A 17,997-nucleotide genomic window follows, 5' to 3' on the forward strand; every position below is an offset into this window, starting at 1 on the left:
GTCAGCCATTGGTGTCTCCCTTCGAGAACCCGCCGGGACACGTTCCCAGCGGTTGCTGTTCACGGATGAGACGGGCTGACACCGAGATTCGTCACACGGGTCCGGTGTGATTCAGCGCCCTTCCAGGGAAAGCGCCAGAACGCCGGTTCTCCGTGTACCCCGACGGCGGAGGGTCAGCCGGTGCCGCCGATACCGGCCCCGGTGTTGCGCGACCCAGCGTCCCGCACGGAGCGCACGGAGCGCACGTACGCCATGGGCGACAGTCCGCACTCCTGTCGGAAGAGCTGCTGCAACCGGCGGGGACGCACCCCCGCAGCGTCCGCGATCTCGTCGACGGTCAGGTCGCCGTCGGCGTGCTCGACGATGTGCGCGACGGCACGTCGGACCCGCCAGGACGTCCGGCCGGAGTCGGGTCGCGCGGCCCGTGAGCCGCGCAGGGTCGCCGCGGGGTCCTCGCCGAAGCGCTCCCGGTAGGCCGCGGCGAAACGGCCGGGGTTGGTGAAGCCCCATCGTCGGGCGACCGGTGTCACGCCCTCGTCGCCGGCGGCGCGCAGCAGTTCACGACGGACGCAGTCGAGCCGGTGGTCGCGCATGAACCGGTTCGGTGTGGTGCCGAGCGTCCGCGCGAAGACGTCCTGCAGGCCGCGCTGGCTCAGTCCGCACGCGGCCGCGATCTCGGGGACGGACGGTCGGTCCTGTGCGTGTGCCTCGATGTGGCGGACCGCGTCGCGCAGCCGGTTCGCGACCGGGACGTCCTGGCCCCGGTTGCGGATCGGGAAGGTGTCGAGGACGACCACCGCGAGCCGCCGGTTCAGGGCCGTGCGCATCGGACCGACCACGCGGTCGTCGAGCAGTGCCGGCGCGAGGTCCTGCACCAGGCGGCGGAGCGGCTCGCGCCGGGCGATCGCCTCGTCCTGCTGGTCGAACAGCAGGGGGCCGTCCGGCAGGCGGTAGCCGAGCTCCGCGCCGACCGACCGGAGGAACGGGTCCGACACGTGCAGGCCGTTGTAGACGGTGTCGGCGGACTCGAACCGGTACGCCTCGGACGCCGAGGCGATGTAGGGGCTCCCCGGTTCGATCACCCGCGTCCGGTCCGCGAAGTGCATCTCGAGGCGTCCGCGGGTGAGCCAGAACACGACGTGGTCGTTGCGCGGGCCGATCACGCCACCGCGCCGTCCGCCCTCGGCGCGCATGGTGCGGAGCGTGACGTCGTCGTCGCCGACGATCGTGTACTCGTACCGGGTGCCCTCGGCGACGTAGGTCTCGGTACCGAGGTCGCGGCCGTTGTACTCCGCCGAGAAGATCCGGCCGTAGTCGGTGCCGTCGCTCTCGGTGAACCGCAGGCGGCGGTAACCGTTCGTCGACGAGGTGCTCACCCGCGCATCATGCCAGCACTGTCCGGGATGCGCGCTTCCGCGTCCCGGGTGGGCGCTGCCGGACGGGAGGCCTGTGGCGGCCGCGACACGAGCCTCCCGTCCGGTGGGTACCGGCTCGATCCGCGCCCCGGCAGGGATCCGTCGGCACGCGCCGACCCTCGCCCGCAGCGACGAGCGACCCCGGCGCACAATGACGAATTCTCAGACAACTCTGCGTCTCCTGTCGGCTCGGCGACCACGAAGTACCCCAGGGGGGTACCCTGTCGGGGAGCACGGAGGTCAGGATGCCAGCAGCACCGCACGCACACGTCGGGTACATCGAGGACAAGGACGACCTGCTCAAGCGGCTGCGTCGCGCGGAGGGGCAGGTCCGCGGGATCGCGCGCATGGTCGAGGACGAGACGTACTGCATCGACGTGCTGACCCAGATCTCCGCGGCGAACCGGGCGCTCGAACGGGTCGCCCTGTCGTTGCTCGAGGACCACCTGCGCCACTGCGTCGCCGAGGCCGTGGCCGAGGGCGGCGACGCCGCCGACGCGAAGATCCGCGAGGCGAGCGACGCCATCGCCCGACTCGTCCGTTCCTGACCCCACCGCACCACACACCGAGGAGGACCCATGACCACCGAGACCGTCGCCGTGACCGGGATGACCTGCGAGCACTGCGTGGCGAGCGTGACCGAGGAGGTCTCCGAGCTCGCCGGTGTGACCGACGTCGCCGTGGACCTCGTGCCCGGCGGGTCGTCGTCCGTCACCGTCACGTCCGACCACCGGATCGACGACCAGGCCCTCCGCGGCGCGATCGCGGAGGCGGGGTACGAGGTCGTGTCCCGGTGAGCGAGGGCGTCGTCGAGCTCGACATCACGGGGATGACCTGCGCCTCGTGCGCGAACCGTGTCGAGCGGAAGCTCGGCAAGCTGCCGGGCGTCTCCGCGACCGTGAACTACGCGACCGAGCAGGCGCAGGTGTCGGTGACCGACCCGGACACGGTCGACACCGCGGCGCTCGTCGCGGCGGTCGAGGCCGCCGGGTACGGGGCGACCGTCCACGTGCGGCAGCCGACTCCGGGCTCTGCCGACGACGTCGACGACGCCACCGGCCCCGACGCCGCGACCGCGCCCCTGCGGCAGCGGCTCGTCGTCTCCGCCGTCCTGGCGCTGCCCGTGGTCCTGCTCTCGATGGTGCCGGTCCTGCAGTTCCCGAACTGGCAGTGGGCTGCCCTGGCACTGGCGGCACCGGTCGCCGTCTGGGGAGCGCTGCCGTTCCACCGTGCCGCGTGGGTGAACGCCCGACACGGCGCCGCGACCATGGACACCCTGGTCAGCCTCGGCGTCGTCGCCGCGTTCGGCTGGTCGCTGTACGCACTGTTCCTCGGCGACGCCGGTGCCCCCGGCATGCACATGACCTTCTCGTGGTTCGCCACGGACCCCGAGGCGAGCGACCTCTACCTCGAGGTGGCCGCGGCCGTGACGGTCTTCATCCTGGCCGGCCGGTACATGGAGGCCCGGGCCAAGCAGCGGTCCGGGGCGGCGCTGCGCGCGCTGCTCGAACTCGGCGCGAAGGACGCGTCGGTGCTCCGCGACGGGCCGTCCGGTCCCGTCGAGACCCGTGTGCCCGCCGCGTCGCTCGTCGTCGGGGACGTCGTCGTCGTCCGACCGGGGGAGCGGATCCCGAGCGACGGCATCGTGCGCGAGGGCTCGTCAGCCGTCGACCTCAGCATGCTCACCGGCGAGTCGGTCCCGGTCGAGGTGCGACCCGGCGACCGCGTGACCGGCGCGACCATCGACGTCGGTGGTCGGCTCGTGGTCGAGGTCACCGCCGTCGGTGCCGACACCGAGCTCGCCCGGATGGGACGCCTCGTCGAGGACGCCCAGACCGGCAAGGCCGCGGTGCAGCGACTCGCCGACCGGGTCTCCGCCGTGTTCGTGCCCGTCGTGATCGGCCTCGCCGTGGTCGCGTTCGTCGGGTGGCTCGTCGCCGGCGGGTCCCTGACCGCTGCCGTCACCGCCGCGGTCGCGACGCTCGTCATCGCCTGCCCGTGCGCCCTCGGGCTCGCGACGCCCACCGCGCTGCTCGTCGGCACGGGTCGTGGCTCGCAGCTCGGCATCCTGATCGGCGGCCCCCAGGCGCTCGAACGCACCCGCGCCGTGGACACGATCGTGCTCGACAAGACCGGCACCGTGACGACCGGGGAGATGCGCCTGACGGCGGTCCTGCCGGTCGACGGCGCACCGGACGCCGACGGACCGCTGCTCGCGGTGGTGGCGGCGGTCGAGGACGGTTCCGAGCACCCGGTGGCGCGTGCGGTCGTCCGGGCCGCGCGGGACCGCGCACTCGACGTCCCGGTCGCGGAGCAGTTCGCCGCGACGCCGGGCGCGGGCGTGCAGGCCGTGGTCGACGGCGAGGTGGTCGTCGTCGGCACCGCCCGGTGGCTGGCGGAGGCGTGGGCCCTGCCGGTGGACGAGGCGCTGGCCGTGCAGGTCGCCGCTGCCGAGTCGGACGGCGGGACCGCGGTCCTCGTCGGCCGGGGCGGCTCGGTGCTCGGCGCCGTCGTCGTCGGCGACACGGTGAAGCCCGAGGCGCCGGAGGCCGTCCGGCGGTTCGTCGCGCTCGGCCTGCGCCCGGTGCTGCTCACCGGGGACAACGAGGGCGCCGCGCGCGCCGTCGCGGCCCGCGTCGGCATCGACGAGGTGCACGCGCGTGCGACCCCGGCCTCGAAGCTCGAGACCGTCCGGCGACTGCAGGCCGAGGGGCGGACGGTCGCGATGGTCGGCGAAGGGGTCAACGACGCGGCGGCGCTCGCGGCGGCGGACCTCGGCATCGCGATGGGGGCCGGCACCGACGCGGCGATCGCCGCGAGCGACATCACCGTCGTGAGCGGTCGGCTCACCGTGGTGGCGGACGCGGTCCGGCTGTCCCGGGCGACGCTCCGCACGATCCGCGGCAACCTGTTCTGGGCCTTCGCCTACAACGTCGCGGCGATCCCGCTCGCGATGGCGGGACTGCTGAACCCGGTGCTCGCGGGTGCGGCGATGGCGTTCTCGTCCGTCTTCGTGGTGACGAACAGCCTGCGCCTGCGTCGCTTCCGGGCCACCGCCGGAGCGCCGACGGTCCCGACGACGTGACCGCCGGGGCGGACGTGCGCGGTGCCTCCCGTGCGACTGTGCACGCCACCTGCCGGAGCGCACTACGCTCGGACGTGGTCCGCGACGCAGCGCTGCGGTGACCCGCGGTCCAGTACGTCCAGAAGGTACCCAGGAGGACCGAAGTGACCGAATCCGCTCCCGTCGACCCCACATCGACCGACGGCTGGAAGAAGCTCGCCGGCATCGCCGACGGATTCACCCCCGACCTGCGCGGTTGGTTCGACAGCGACCCCGGTCGCGCCGAGCGCTACACGTTCCAGGCCGCCGACCTGACCGTCGACCTGTCGAAGGGCCTCGTCGACGACGAGATCCTCGCCGCCCTGCTCCAGGTCGCGAAGGACACCGGCGTCGCCGAGCGCTTCGAGGCGATGCTCGCCGGCGAGCACATCAACGTGACCGAGGACCGCGCCGTCCTGCACACGGCGCTCCGCCGTCCGCGGGGCATCGAGCCGGCGCTCGTGGTCGACGGCCAGGACGTCGACGCCGACGTGCACGCCACGCTCGACAAGGTCTACGCCTTCGCCGAGCAGGTGCGCGACGGCTCGTGGACCGGTGTCACCGGCAAGCGCATCGAGACCGTCGTCAACATCGGCATCGGTGGCTCCGACCTCGGCCCGGTCATGGTCTACGAGGCGCTCAAGCCGTACGTGCAGGAGGGCCTCGAGGCGCGCTTCGTCTCGAACATCGACCCCGCCGACATCTACGAGAAGACCGTCGACCTCGACCCGGAGACCACGCTCTTCATCGTCGCGTCGAAGACCTTCGGCACGCTCGAGACCCTGACCAACGCCCGTCTCGCCCGCCAGTGGCTGTGGGAGCGCCTCGGCCTGACCGACGCGTCGGACGAGGAGAAGTCGAACGCCGTCGCCAAGCACTTCGTCGCCGTCTCGACCGCGCTCGACAAGGTCGCCGCGTTCGGCATCGACCCCGAGAACGCCTTCGGCTTCTGGGACTGGGTGGGTGGCCGCTACTCGGTCGACTCGGCCATCGGCACCTCGGTCGTCATCGCGATCGGCAAGGAGAACTGGGAGCAGTTCCTCGCCGGGTTCCACGCCGTCGACGAGCACGTCCGCACCACGCCGCTCGAGCAGAACGTCCCCGTCCTGATGGGCCTGCTCAACGTCTGGTACACGAACTTCCTCGGCGCGCAGAGCCACGCGGTCCTGCCGTACACGCAGTACCTGCACCGCTTCGCCGCGTACCTGCAGCAGCTCACGATGGAGTCGAACGGCAAGCGCGTCCGCTGGGACGGCTCGCCCGTCACGACGGACACCGGCGAGGTCTTCTGGGGCGAGCCGGGCACCAACGGCCAGCACGCGTTCTACCAGCTCATCCACCAGGGCACCCGCCTGATCCCGGCGGACTTCATCACCGTCGCGAAGCCGGCGCGTCCGCTCAAGGACGAGTCGGGCGACGGCAAGGCCGTGCAGCCGGGCCAGGACGTCCACGCGCTGTTCCTGGCGAACTTCTTCGCGCAGACCAAGGCGCTCGCGTTCGGCAAGACCGCCGACGAGGTCCGCGCCGAGGGCACCACCGACGAGGGCATCGTCGCGGCCCGCACCTTCACGGGCAACAAGCCGTCGACGTCGATCCTCGCGCCGGAGCTCACCCCGAGCGTGCTCGGTCAGCTCATCTCCCTCTACGAGCACATCGTGTTCACCGAGGGCACCATCTGGGGCATCGACTCGTTCGACCAGTGGGGTGTCGAGCTCGGCAAGCAGCTCGCGCTGCAGATCGCCCCGGCGGTCGACGGCGACCAGGACGCGCTCGCGTCGCAGGACTCCTCGACGAAGTCGCTCATCGCCAAGTACCTGGAGCTGCGCGGCGAGTAGCCCACGCACCTGACGACGGACGGGAGGCGCGGTGCCAGCTGGCACCGCGCCTCCCGTCCGGTGCGTGGTCGCGCTTGCCGCGGGGCGGCCTCGGCCCCGAGACTCGGCCTCGCGGACACCTTCGCGGCTCGCGAGCCGCGAACACGTCCGCCTGCGCGAGACTCGGCGGGCGTGCGACCAGCCGGCGTCAGCGCGCGAGCGGGTCGAGGTTGAGGGTCGTCCCCTCGTACAGGTACTGCTCGTCGCCGAACACCTGCACGTCGGCGTTCAACCAGACGAGCGCCTTCACGCTGATGCCGAAGCGTGCCGCGACGTCGCCGATCAGGTCGTCCGGCGCGACCGTGTAGGAGCGCGGCGCACCGGACGCCGTCGTCGCCGTGACCGGACCGGAGGCGTTCGACCGTGCTCCGCCGTCGACCGGGTGCACGTTCGTCTGCCGCTCGGGCACCGACCAGCGCACCGGCGCGACCGCGAGCACCTTGCCGGCCGCGATCTCGATCGGCAGGTCGGCCTGGCCGGGGTCGGCCGCCGAGGACACCACGAGCGTCACGAGCCCCGACGGGTCGACACCCGAGCCGTCGAGCGGCACGTCCTTCGCGACCGGCGCGGGGGTCGGACCGCCGAGCACGGTGTCGCCCACGCCGGCGTAGGTCAGGCCGTCGCCCACCGTCCGCTCGCGTTCGAAGAACCCGGCCCCGATCGGGACGGGCAGCGACGAGGTCACGCCGCTGAACTGTGCGGTGAAGGTGTCGTCGCCGTCCGCCACGACGCGGTAGTGGAAGTGGATGCTGCCCTTCGGTGAGGCGACGTCGCCCTCGGCCAGCACCGTCCCGGCCGGGATCGGGGTGAGCACGGGGTCGGGGACGGCGGCCTCGGACGCGACCGGGCTGGGCGCGCGCGGGGTCGCCGAGGCCTCGAGCCGGGCGGCGTCCGGGTCCTCGGTCGCCGTCGGCGACGGGGTGGACGTCCGGCTCGCCGTCGGCGGGGCCGAGGGCGCCGGGAGCGCTCCGTCGGACCCGCCGAGCAGCGAGCAACCGGACAGCGCGACGGCGACGACCAGAGCGGTGGCACCGGTCGCAACGGTTCGGTCCATGATTCCCCCTCGGTTCGAGATGCTACCGGCGGACCCGGCGCGGCAGGGAGCGGCGGCGAGCGGATGTGTCGAGGGACGTAGCTGTCGGCGCGAGCGGCTACCGTCGAGGCATGGACCGCCACGACATCCTCGCCGCCGCAGCCGCCGCCCACGCCGCTCGCATCGCCGAGGCGGGCGGTGACGACACGGCCGCCCGGCAGCGTGCCGCCGCCGTCGAGGGGCGCGAGCACGGGACGGACGATGCTTCGGCCGACGCCGTCCGCGCGGTCCAGCGCCGGCGTGCAGGAGAGGTCGAGCGGGCCGCTGAGCGCACCGAGGGCGCCCTCTCCGACTGGCACCGGATGGGCACCCGTCGCGGGGTCACACCGGACGAGCAGCTCCGGAGCGCCTGGACGGTGACCGGGGTCCCGGAGTCCGGCGCCGCACGCGCACTGGCGAACGTCCTGCTGTCCACCGCCGGGCACGCGGGTCGGGTGGCGGACGCGGCTCGGCGCAACCCGGCGCTCGGCGGGGCCGCGAGTGCAGCGGCCCGACGGACCGTCCGCCGCTACACCGACCACGGGGCCGGCATGGCTTCGCTCGGCGACGTGCTCGGCGACGGTCCGGCCGACTCCGACTGAGCAGCACCGGCCTCCGCCGACCGGTCGGAGGATCGGCCGGCCGCACGGGTGAGCGGTCCGGTCGACGGGACACGGAACGGGACACGATCGCCGCGCGCACCGTCGCGAGGTCCCCCGACGAAGGAGCCACGCAATGGTCGACACCGCGCCGACAGCACCGAAGGTCGCCCTCCCCCCGGTGGGGGAGGGCCCCCACCGCCGCCGTCTCGGTGTCCTGGCCCTCGTCGCGACCCTCGGCGGCCTCCTCTTCGGCTACGACACCGGTGTGATCAACGGGGCGCTGCTCCCGATGCAGCAGGAGCTCGGCCTGACGGACCTGACCGTGGGCGTCGTCACGAGCTCGCTGCTCTTCGGCGCTGCGGTCGGTGCGGTGCTCGGCGGTCGGATCGCGGACGGCTGGGGACGTCGGAGGACGATCGTCCTGCTCGCCGTGGCCTTCTTCGTCGGCACGCTGACCTGCGTCCTCGCCCCGACGTTCGGGGTCATGGTCGTCGGCCGGGTCCTGCTCGGGCTCGCGGTCGGTGGGGCGTCGACCGTCGTGCCCGTCTTCCTCGCCGAGCTCGCACCGTACGAGATCCGTGGATCGCTGTCGGGCCGCAACGAGCTCATGATCGTGATCGGCCAGCTCGCCGCCTTCGTGGTGAACGCCGTCATCGGCACCCTCTGGGGTGAGGGCGACGGCGTCTGGCGCGTCATGCTCGCCGTCTGCGCCCTGCCTGCGGTGGCGCTCTTCGTCGGCATGCTGCGCGTGCCGGAGTCGCCGCGGTGGCTCGCGTCGAAGGGCCGGTACGGCGAAGCCCGCGCGGTGCTCGTGCAGGTCCGCTCCGAGGAGCGCGCCACCGCCGAACTCGAGGCGATCGAGCGCGCGAACGAGCGCGAGGCGGAGGCCCGGCACGGCGGCGGGTGGCGCACGCTGCTCGGCAACGGGAGGCTGGTCCGGATCGTGCTCGTCGGGTCCGGTATCGGTGTCGCGCAGCAGCTCACCGGCATCAACTCGATCATGTACTACGGGCAGACCGTCCTGGTCGAGTCCGGCTTCCAGGAGTCGGCGGCCCTCATCGCGAACATCGCTCCCGGGGTCATCGCGGTGGTCGGCGGGGTGGTCGCCCTCGCCAACATGGAGCGCATCGACCGCCGCACGACGCTCGTCATCGGGTACTCGCTGACGACGGTGTGCCACTTCCTGATCGGCATCGCGTCGATGACCCTGGTCGAGGGCAGCCCCGCTCGACCCTGGGTGATCCTGGTCCTCGTCGTCGCGTTCGTCGGCTCGATGCAGACGTTCCTCAACATCGCGACGTGGGTGATCCTGTCGGAGATCTTCCCCACGCAGATCCGCGCGCTCGGCATGGGCATCGCCGTGTTCTGCCTCTGGACCGCGAACGCGTTCCTCGGGCTGACCTTCCCCACGATCGTCGCGGCGACCGGCATCACCGGCACCTTCTTCGGGTTCGCCGCGGTCGGCGTCCTGGCCCTGCTCTTCATCCGGAGGTTCGTGCCGGAGAGCCGGGGTCGCACCCTGGAGGAGGTCGAGCAGGGGCTGCCCACCGGCGACGTCTCCGCCGTCGCCGCGGAGCAGGCGCAGCGGTAGCCCGCGCTGCCACGCGGACGGACGCCGGGGGACGCATGCCCGACCGGGGCTCCGATCCGGGTGTGTACGGTGCACCGTTGTCGGGCGACAACGATCACGGGAGGCGCATGCGATGACCGAACTGCAGGTGGGCGACCTGCCGACGACGCTGACCGCGGTCTGCGCGGTGCTCCTCGTGGTGGCGGTCGGCTGCGCGCTCGTCGTCGCGGTCGACGTCGTCCGGCACCCGCCGCACATGCGGGTGATGGCGCTCGTCTGGCCGCTGACGATGCTCTTCGGCAGCGTGGTGTGGCTGGTCTTCTACCTCCGCCGGGGCCGCGCGACGGTGGGCGGTCACGGCCGGTGGGCGGGCACCGCGATCGACACGAGCCACTGCGGCGCCGGGTGTGCGCTCGGTGACCTCGTCGGCGAGTTCGGGCTCGTCGCCTTCCCGGCCCTCGGCACCCTCGTCGGGCTCGGCACGCTCTACCAGGACCGCATGTTCGCCGGGTGGATCATCGACTTCGTCATCGCGTTCGTCGTCGGTATCGCGTTCCAGTACGCGGCGATCGCGCCGATGCGCGGGCTCGGCTGGCGGGACGGGCTCGTCGCCGCGCTGAAGGCCGACACCCTCAGCATCACCGCGTGGCAGGTCGGTATGTACGGCGCGATGGCGGTGCTGCAGTTCGCGCTGCTGCCGGCGGTGCTCGGTGGCCGCGTCGGCGTGCTGACACCCGAGTTCTGGGTCGCGATGCAGGTCGCGATGGTCGCCGGGTTCGTCTGCTCGTACCCGATGAACGCGCTCCTGGTGCGGAAGGGGCTGAAGGAGGCGATGTGACCTGCGGCGCACACCGCGACGGACGGGAGGCACGGTGCCAGCTGGCACCGCGCCTCCCGTCCGTCCCGGGGTGCTGCACTGCTACGGGCGCAGCAGCACCTTGCCGACACGGCCGGCGGTGTCGCTGGCACGCGCTGCGTCGCGGGCGTCCTCGAAGACGAAGGTCTCGGAGACGGGGAGCGTCAGCGATCCGTCGAGCACGCGGGTGATGAGCTCGCCGAAGAGCTGGCCCTTGAGCTCGGCCGGCATGGTCTTGCTGACGACGGCGCCCCAGAACCCCTTGACGGTGAGCTGGCCGAAGATCACCTTGCCGGACGGGATCTCGAGCGTCGGCGACGCCATGGCGCCGAAGACGACGAGCGTGCCGTTCTCGCCCATGACCGAGGCGATGTCGCCCGCGGCCTTCCCGCCGACGGACTCGACGCCCGCGACGATCGGGGCACCGCCGGTGAGCTCGCGGACCTGGTCCTGCCAGCCCTCGGCGTCGGTGGCGACGATGCGGTCGATGCCCTGCTCCCGCAGTTCCTCGACGCCCTCGGCGCGACGGACCAGACCGATCACGTTGATGCCGCGAGCCTTGCCGAGCTGGGCGACCATGCGGCCGACGGCGCCGTTCGCGGCGTTCTGGATGATCCAGTCGCCCTCGTGCAGGTCGAGCGAGTGCAGCAGGCTGATCGCGCTGAACGGCATCGAGACGAGCTGCGCGGCGGACTCGTCGGGCATGGCGTCCGGCACGGGGACGAGCCCGGCGGCGTCGGCGACGTAGTACTCGGCCCAGACGCCGAAGGTGCCGCCCGCGACGCGCTGGCCGACCTGCAGGCGGTCGACGCCCTCGCCCAGGGCCTCGACGACGCCGAGCGCCTCGGTGCCGCTGGCCGCGGGGAGCTCGGGCTTGAACCCGTAGGTGCCGCGGATCGTCCACAGGTCGTGGTTGTGGATGGGGGAGAGCACCGTGCGGACGAGCACCTGGCCGGGGCCGGGCTGCGGGACGGGGCGCTCGGCGACGGTCAGGACGTCGGCCGGCTCACCGAAGGTCTCGTGGACGACGGCGCGCATGGTGGTGGGGGTGGTGTCGGTCATGGGTCAGTCCTCCGAGACGACGATGGTGACGTCGATGTTGCCGCGGGTGGCGTTCGAGTACGGGCAGACCTGGTGCGCGGCGTCCGCGAGGGCCTGGGCCTGGTCGTGCTCCAGGCCGGGGATGACGACCTCGAGCATGACGGCGAGCTGGTAGCCGCCCTGGCCGTTCGGGCCGATGGAGACGCGGCCACCGACGGTCGAGTCGGTGATCTTCACCTTCTGCGCGCGGGCGACGCCCTGCAGCGCGGAGTGGAAGCACGCGGCGTAGCCGGCTGCGAAGAGCTGCTCGGGATTGGCGCCGTTGCCGGAGCCACCCATCTCCTTCGGGATGGCGAGGTCGTGCTCGACGCGGCCGTCGCTGGTGGCGACGTGGCCGTTGCGGCCCTCACCGGTGGCGAGCGCCTCGGCGGTGTAGAGGACGTCCATGGGGGTCCTTCCTTCCTTCGTGGGGTCAGTCGTCCGACGCTGTGGGGGCGTCGGTGGTCGTGGTTCCGGTGTCGTCGGCCGCGGCGTGCATGGTCGCCGTCAGGCGCTGGAGCGTCGCGATGAGCTCGAGGGCGGCCTGCTCGTCGGACAGGCCCATCCCGGCGGCGATGCGCGCGGGGACGTGCGCGAGCTCGGGGCGGATCGAGCGACCGCGGTCGCCGAGCGTGACCGTCACGACGCGTTCGTCGGTGCTGCGGCGCTCGCGGCGGACCAGGTCGGCCTGCTCCATGCGCCGGAGCAGCGGCGACAGGGTGCCCGAGTCGAGCTGCAGGTGCTCGCCGAGCGTGGAGACGGTCTGGTCGCCCTCGATCCACAGGGTCACGAGGACGAGGTACTGGGGGTACGTCAGTCCCCAGGGCTCCAGCAGTGCGCGGTACGCCTGGGTGGTCGCCCGGGACGCCGCGTAGAGCGAGAAGCACACCATCTCGTCGGTCACCGGCATGCCCACCAGTGTGGCACGCAACTCGGTTGTGCACAACCAAGTTGTTCACAGCCGGGCACCGGGCGGTCGCGCGCACGGCCGGTTAGGCTGACCTGAGCCACGATGACCAGCAACGACACCGACAGCACCGCGACCCCGGGAGCAGGACCCAGCCTCCGCACCGGGTCAGCGTCGTCCCACGGCAAGACGATCCTGATCGGCGAGCACGCCGTGGTGTACGGCGTACCCGCGCTCGTGCTCCCCGTGCTCGACGTGCGGGTGACCGCGACGGTGACCCCGGTGGCACCCGGCGACGGCAGCCGGCTCGAGTCGACCGTGCACACCGGACCCCTCGACACCGCACCGGCGGCGGTGCTGCCGACGGTGACCGCCGTGACCGCGACGCTCCGGCACCTCGGCGCCGAGGAGCAGCACGTGCACGTCCGGGTCGACAGTGCCGTGCCGACCGCCCGGGGCATGGGTTCGAGCGCCGCCGTCGCCGCCGCCGTGACCGCCGCCGTGGCCGACGTCTTCGGTCGGACCCTCGACCCCGAGGAGCACCACGAACTCGTGCAGGAGTGCGAGCGCGTCGCCCACGGCCGCCCCTCCGGACTCGATGCCCGAGGGGTCGTCGCCGAGGTGCCCGTGTGGTTCGAGGGCGGCGTGGTCGAGCCCGTCCCGCTCGGCGCGGTGTTCACCTTCGTCGTCGCGGACACCGGTGTCCCGGGGCACACGCGCGAGGCAGTCGCGGCCGTCCGGGAACGGCACGACGCCGACCCCGCCACGGTCGACGGCGTCGTCGATGCCATCGGCGCCCTCGCGCGACGCGCACGGGGGACACTCGAGGATGGCGATGCCCAGGCCCTCGGTGCCACGATGGACGCCGCGCACGAACTGCTCACCGAACTCGACGTGTCGAGCGCGGACCTCGACCGGCTCGTCGACGCCGCACGCTGTGCGGACGCCCTCGGCGCGAAGCTCACCGGCGGTGGGCGCGGCGGATGCGTCCTCGCGCTCGTCGCGGACGGGGAGCACGCCGACCGCGTGTCCGCCGCACTCCGTGCCGCGGGCGCGACGGAGACCTGGACCACCACGATCGGAGCCCGCGCTTGATGACCGCCACCGCCGTCGCGCACCCCAACATCGCGCTCGTGAAGTACTGGGGCAAGGCCGACGCGCAACTCGCCCTGCCCGCCACCGGCAGCGTGTCGATGGGCCTCGACGTCTTCCCGACCACGACGACCGTGACGCTCGACGCCGCGGCGGACGCCGACTCGCTCGTGCTCAACGGCGGCGCGGCCCCCGAGGGTGCGCTGCTCCGCGTGCAGCAGTTCCTCGACCTCGTGCGCGAGCTCGCCGGGTCGTCCGACCGCGCGGCCGTCGTCTCCGAGAACACCGTGCCGACCGGCGCCGGGCTGGCCTCCAGTGCGTCCGGCTTCGCGGCCCTCGCGACCGCGGCGTCGGCGGCCTACGGGCTCGACCTGTCCGAGCGCGACCTCTCCCGGCTCGCCCGACGCGGTTCGGGGTCCGCCACGCGCTCGATCCCCGGCGGTGTCGCGGTCTGGCACGCCGGCGACGATCAGGGCTCCTACGCCGAGCGCGTCCCCGCCCCGCCGATGGCCATGGTCGTGGTGACGATCTCCGCCGGCGAGAAGGCGATCGGCTCGCGCGAGGCGATGCGCCGGACGATCGCGACCTCGCCGTTCTACCCGGCGTGGGTGACGTCGACGACCGAGACCGTGGGGGAGATGCTCGACGCCTGCGCCGCCGGTGACTTCACCCGGATCGGGGAGCTCACCGAGAGCAACGCGCTCCGCATGCACGCGACGATCGAGGGCGCCTTCCCGCCCATCCGGTACCTGAACGCCCGCAGCGTCGCCGTGTTCGACGCCGTCGCCGAGCTCCGTGCCGCCGGGACCGAGGCGTACGCGACCGCCGACGCCGGCCCGAACGTCGTGGTGCTCACGAAGCCCGAGGACCGCGGTGCCGTCGCCACGGCGCTCGCCGGTCTCGGAGACGTCATCGAGTCGGGCACCGGACCAGGCGCACGCGTCGTCCGCTCCGAAGGGACGGAGGCACCCGGAGTGGGTGCCGTCCGACCGGAGGAGACCGCCGAGTGATCGAGTTCCGCGCCCACGGCAAGCTGTTCGTCGCGGGCGAGTACGCCGTCGTCGAGCCCGGGCAGCCGTCCGTGCTCATCGCTCTCGACCGGGCCATCACCGCCCGGGTGCGCGAGGGCCACGGCTCCGGGAGCGTGCACTCCGAGGAGTACGGGCACCTCCCGCTGACGTGGACCCGCGACGAGGACGGCCTGGCGCTGGACCGCGAGCACCACCCCTACGACTACGTCATGGCGACGATCGACCTGGTCGAGAAGCTCCGGGCCGAGCGTGGGATCGCACCGCGGTTCCACGACCTCCGCATCGAGAGCCAGCTCGACGACGCCAGCGGTCGGAAGTTCGGGCTCGGATCCTCGGCCGCGGTCACCGTCGCCACGGTCGGCGCACTCGACCGGTTCTACGGCATCGGGCTCTCGCAGCGGGACCGCTTCCGGGTCGCGCTGCTCGCGACCGTCCGGGTCAACCCGCGCGCGTCCGGCGGCGACCTCGCCGCGAGCACCTTCGGCGGCTGGCTCCGCTACAGCGCACCGGACCGCGAGCGCCTGGTGGCCATGCTCGACAGCCGTTCCGTGACCGCCATCCTCGACGACACCGACGCCTGGACCGGCTTCGACGTGCAGCGCCTGCCCGCGCCGGCGGACCTCGAACTCCTGGTCGGCTGGACGGGCTCGCCGGCGTCGACGACGAAGCTCGTCAGCGTGGTCCGGAAGCACCGCAACGGCGGGTACCAGGCGTTCCTCGACGACAGCCGCGCCTGCGTCGACGACCTGACCACGGGCCTCCGGACCGGCGACGCGGCGATGACGCTCGATGCCCTGCGGCGCGCCCGCGTGCTCATGCAGCGCCTCGGCGCGTCCGTCGGCTCGCAGATCGAGACCGAGCGGCTCGCGACCCTGTGCGACGTCGTCGAGTCGGCCGGCGGGGCGGCGAAGCCGTCCGGTGCCGGCGGCGGCGACTGCGGCATCGCGCTCGTCCCGGCGGACACCGACCTCGCCGGCATCCACCGCGCCTGGGAGGCGCACGACATCAGACACCTCAGCGTCGCGGTGCAAGCGCCCGAAGGGAGCGTCGAATGACCGACCTGCTGACCCCGGTCCCCACGAAGTGGGTGGGGCCGATCCGCGTGAGCGGCAACGCCGTCGAGGGCGAGCACGAGGTGCCCCTCGCCACGTACGAGTCGCCGCTGTGGCCGTCCGTCGGTCGCGGTGCCCGCATCTCGCGCATGGTCGAGGGCGGCATCGTCGCGACCGTCGTCGACGAGCGCATGACCCGCTCGGTCGTCGTGAAGGCCGACAGCGCCGCCGCTGCGCACATCGCGGCAGGCCGCATCCTCGCGCGCCAGGACGAACTCGAGCAGATCGTCGCCGGGCAGAGCCGCTTCGCGAAGCTCATCGAGGTGCACCCCGAGATCGTCGGCGACCTGCTGTTCCTGCGCTTCGCGTTCACCACGGGCGACGCCTCCGGCCACAACATGGTGACGCAGGCGGCGGACAAGCTCCTGCCCGCGATCCTCGCGTGGGAGCCGGGCCTGCGCTACGTCAGCGTCTCGGGCAACTTCTGCACGGACAAGAAGGCCACCGCGGTGAACGGCATCCGCGGTCGCGGCCGGAACACGATCGCCGAGATCGTGATCCCGGGGGAGATCGTCGAGAAGCGGCTGCGGTCGAGCGCTGCGCGGATCGCGGAGCTCAACGTGGCGAAGAACCTGGTCGGCTCGACCATCGCCGGGGCCCTGCGCTCCGCGAACGCGCACTACGCGAACATGCTCCTCGGCTTCTACCTGGCCACCGGGCAGGACGCCGCCAACATCGTCGAGGGCTCGCAGGGCATCACCTACGCCGAGGCCCGCGGTGACGACCTCTACTTCTCCACGGCGCTGCCGCACCTCATCGTCGGCACGGTCGGCAACGGCAAGGGCGGGGACCTGCCCGTCGTCGAGGACGCCCTGGTGCGCCTCGGCTGCCGTGAGGACCGGGAGCCCGGTGCCAACGCCCGCCGCCTGGCCGCCCTGTGCGCGGCGACGGTGCTCTGCGGTGAGCTGTCCCTGCTCGCCGCCCAGACCAACCCGGGCGAGCTGATGGCGGCGCACGTCGCCATGGAACGTCGCGGGTCGAAGCCCGCAGGAGGTGCAGCATGAGCGCCCAGCAGCGCGACGCACGGCAACCGCTGTCCGTCGGCATCCACGACATCGCGATCGCGACCGGCCACCACGTGCTCGAGCTCGACGACCTGGCCGAACGGCTCGGCGTCGACCCGGCGAAGTACCACGTCGGCATCGGGCAGGACGCGTTCAGCGTGCCCGCGCCCGACGAGGACATCGTCACCATGGGTGCCGCCGCCGCGAAGGAGGTCATCGACCGCCACGGCGTCGAGGGCATCCGCACGGTGCTGTTCGCGACCGAGTCGGGCGTCGACCAGTCCAAGGCCGCCGGTGTCTACGTGCACGGGCTCCTCGGCCTCCCGCAGAACGTCCGCGTGGTCGAGCTGAAGCAGGCCTGCTACGGCGGGACCGCCGCCGTGCAGCTCGCCCTCGGCATCATCGCGCGCGCACCCCACGAGCGGGTCCTCGTCATCGCCGCCGACGTCGCCCGGTACGACGTCGACACCGCCGCCGAGCCCACCCAGGGCGCCGGGGCCGCCGCGATCCTGGTGTCCGCGGACCCCGACCTCATCGAGATCGAGCCCGCCGCGGGCGTCTTCACCGCCGACGTCGACGACTTCTGGCGGCCGAACGACCGCTCGACGGCGCTCGTCGACGGCCGGCTGTCGGTCAGCGCGTACGTCGACGCGTTCGTCGGGGCGTGGGACGACCTGGCGTCGCAGGGCGGCCCGGCGTACGAGGACATCGTGCGCTTCGTCCACCACCAGCCGTTCACGAAGATGGCGCTCAAGGCGCACCGGAAGCTCACGCAGCACGTCGGGGTGCCCTTCGACGAGTCCGAGCTCGCGATCGGCTTCACCTACAACAAGCAGACCGGCAACACCTACACGGCGTCGCTCTGGATCGGCCTCGCGGCGCTGCTCGACCTCGACGACGACCTGGGCGGCGAGCGGATCGCCCTGTTCAGCTACGGCTCGGGCAGCGTCGGGGAGCTCATCACCGGGATCGTCCGGCCCGACCACCGCTCCCACCGCCGCGAGGGCCGGGTCCGCGCACTGCTCGCGGCGCGCACCCCGCTGACGGTCGACGCCTACCGGGAGCTGCACGCTGCCGGTGCCGCCACGAGCGAGGACGTCGAGCGGCCCCGCGTCACGGCTGCGCCGTACCGCTTCGCGGGTGTGCGCGGCGGTGCGCGGCACTACGAGGCGACCGCGCAGGACTGACGCGACCCCACGACGGCCGGGAGGCGCGGTGCCGGCCGGCACCGCGCCTCCCGTCCGTCCCGCACCCGGCCCTCGCTCGCCGGCACGGTGTA

Annotated in this window: 17 protein-coding genes; 12 read left to right on the top strand and 5 right to left on the bottom strand. The window is 72.9% G+C overall.

Going from position 1 to position 17,997, the window contains the following annotated elements:
- Positions 1-173 precede the first annotated feature (173 nt).
- A complete protein-coding gene (locus J2X59_RS12265; RefSeq protein WP_326496863.1) occupies positions 174-1,376 on the bottom strand; it encodes an AraC family transcriptional regulator in 1,203 nt (400 codons plus the stop codon).
- Positions 1,377-1,660: 284 nt separating this feature from the next.
- Here J2X59_RS12265 and J2X59_RS12270 point away from each other — a divergent pair, with 284 nt between their 5' ends.
- The 4 genes from J2X59_RS12270 to pgi all read left to right on the top strand — a co-directional run bounded on the left by J2X59_RS12270 (position 1,661) and on the right by pgi (position 6,353).
- Positions 1,661-1,963, top strand: a complete 303-nt coding sequence (locus tag J2X59_RS12270; RefSeq protein ID WP_326496864.1) for a metal-sensitive transcriptional regulator — start codon at positions 1,661-1,663, stop codon at positions 1,961-1,963.
- A 30-nt stretch (positions 1,964-1,993) separates the two neighbouring features.
- Positions 1,994-2,212, top strand: a complete 219-nt coding sequence (locus J2X59_RS12275) for a heavy-metal-associated domain-containing protein (RefSeq protein WP_209685798.1) — start codon at positions 1,994-1,996, stop codon at positions 2,210-2,212.
- Complete coding sequence (locus J2X59_RS12280; RefSeq protein WP_326496865.1) at positions 2,209-4,500, top strand: heavy metal translocating P-type ATPase; 2,292 nt, start codon at positions 2,209-2,211, stop codon at positions 4,498-4,500. Before J2X59_RS12275 ends, J2X59_RS12280 begins: the two co-directional genes overlap by 4 nt.
- A 143-nt stretch (positions 4,501-4,643) precedes the next feature.
- Complete coding sequence (gene pgi / locus J2X59_RS12285) at positions 4,644-6,353, top strand: glucose-6-phosphate isomerase (RefSeq protein ID WP_326496866.1); 1,710 nt, start codon at positions 4,644-4,646, stop codon at positions 6,351-6,353.
- 187 nt (positions 6,354-6,540) lie between these two features.
- Here the strand turns inward: pgi and J2X59_RS12290 are convergent, their stop codons facing one another.
- The gene (locus J2X59_RS12290; RefSeq protein ID WP_326496867.1) at positions 6,541-7,446 is read right to left on the bottom strand and encodes a LysM domain-containing protein; all 906 of its coding nucleotides are present in this window, start codon (positions 7,444-7,446) and stop codon (positions 6,541-6,543) included.
- 110 nt (positions 7,447-7,556) lie between these two features.
- Between J2X59_RS12290 and J2X59_RS12295 the strand changes: the two genes are divergently transcribed.
- The 3 genes from J2X59_RS12295 (at position 7,557) to J2X59_RS12305 (ending at position 10,474) form a co-directional block, all read left to right on the top strand.
- Complete coding sequence (locus J2X59_RS12295) at positions 7,557-8,066, top strand: hypothetical protein (RefSeq protein ID WP_066656042.1); 510 nt, start codon at positions 7,557-7,559, stop codon at positions 8,064-8,066.
- A 133-nt stretch (positions 8,067-8,199) separates the two neighbouring features.
- On the top strand, positions 8,200-9,657 hold the full coding sequence (locus J2X59_RS12300; protein WP_326496868.1) for a sugar porter family MFS transporter: 1,458 nt from the start codon (positions 8,200-8,202) through the stop codon (positions 9,655-9,657).
- A gap of 112 nt (positions 9,658-9,769) precedes the next feature.
- Complete coding sequence (locus J2X59_RS12305; protein ID WP_209685788.1) at positions 9,770-10,474, top strand: DUF4396 domain-containing protein; 705 nt, start codon at positions 9,770-9,772, stop codon at positions 10,472-10,474.
- An 81-nt stretch (positions 10,475-10,555) separates the two neighbouring features.
- Here J2X59_RS12305 and J2X59_RS12310 read toward each other — a convergent pair whose 3' ends face one another.
- The 3 genes from J2X59_RS12310 to J2X59_RS12320 are packed head-to-tail and all read right to left on the bottom strand — an operon-like array spanning position 10,556 to position 12,482.
- The gene (locus J2X59_RS12310) at positions 10,556-11,530 is read right to left on the bottom strand and encodes a zinc-binding dehydrogenase (protein ID WP_326496939.1); all 975 of its coding nucleotides are present in this window, start codon (positions 11,528-11,530) and stop codon (positions 10,556-10,558) included.
- A 27-nt stretch (positions 11,531-11,557) separates the two neighbouring features.
- A complete protein-coding gene (locus tag J2X59_RS12315) occupies positions 11,558-11,980 on the bottom strand; it encodes an organic hydroperoxide resistance protein (RefSeq protein WP_066656027.1) in 423 nt (140 codons plus the stop codon).
- Between the two features lie 25 nt (positions 11,981-12,005).
- Positions 12,006-12,482 carry a MarR family winged helix-turn-helix transcriptional regulator gene (locus J2X59_RS12320; RefSeq protein ID WP_326496869.1) on the bottom strand — a complete coding sequence of 159 codons (477 nt, stop codon included), beginning with the start codon at positions 12,480-12,482 and terminating at the stop codon, positions 12,006-12,008.
- A 102-nt stretch (positions 12,483-12,584) separates the two neighbouring features.
- Between J2X59_RS12320 and mvk the strand changes: the two genes are divergently transcribed.
- The 5 genes from mvk to J2X59_RS12345 are packed head-to-tail and all read left to right on the top strand — an operon-like array spanning position 12,585 to position 17,905.
- Positions 12,585-13,574, top strand: a complete 990-nt coding sequence (gene mvk, locus J2X59_RS12325) for a mevalonate kinase (protein ID WP_326496870.1) — start codon at positions 12,585-12,587, stop codon at positions 13,572-13,574.
- The gene (gene mvaD, locus J2X59_RS12330) at positions 13,574-14,581 is read left to right on the top strand and encodes a diphosphomevalonate decarboxylase (RefSeq protein ID WP_251160429.1); all 1,008 of its coding nucleotides are present in this window, start codon (positions 13,574-13,576) and stop codon (positions 14,579-14,581) included. Before mvk ends, mvaD begins: the two co-directional genes overlap by 1 nt.
- Positions 14,578-15,657 carry a phosphomevalonate kinase gene (locus tag J2X59_RS12335; protein WP_066656020.1) on the top strand — a complete coding sequence of 360 codons (1,080 nt, stop codon included), beginning with the start codon at positions 14,578-14,580 and terminating at the stop codon, positions 15,655-15,657. Before mvaD ends, J2X59_RS12335 begins: the two co-directional genes overlap by 4 nt.
- Positions 15,654-16,718 carry a hydroxymethylglutaryl-CoA reductase gene (locus tag J2X59_RS12340; RefSeq protein WP_326496871.1) on the top strand — a complete coding sequence of 355 codons (1,065 nt, stop codon included), beginning with the start codon at positions 15,654-15,656 and terminating at the stop codon, positions 16,716-16,718. The genes J2X59_RS12335 and J2X59_RS12340 overlap by 4 nt, the downstream gene beginning before the upstream one ends.
- Positions 16,715-17,905, top strand: a complete 1,191-nt coding sequence (locus tag J2X59_RS12345) for a hydroxymethylglutaryl-CoA synthase (RefSeq protein ID WP_326496872.1) — start codon at positions 16,715-16,717, stop codon at positions 17,903-17,905. Before J2X59_RS12340 ends, J2X59_RS12345 begins: the two co-directional genes overlap by 4 nt.
- Positions 17,906-17,997: the final 92 nt, after the last annotated feature.

Source organism: Curtobacterium sp. 260, from assembly GCF_030803485.1.
Classification (GTDB): Bacteria; Actinomycetota; Actinomycetes; order Actinomycetales; family Microbacteriaceae; genus Curtobacterium.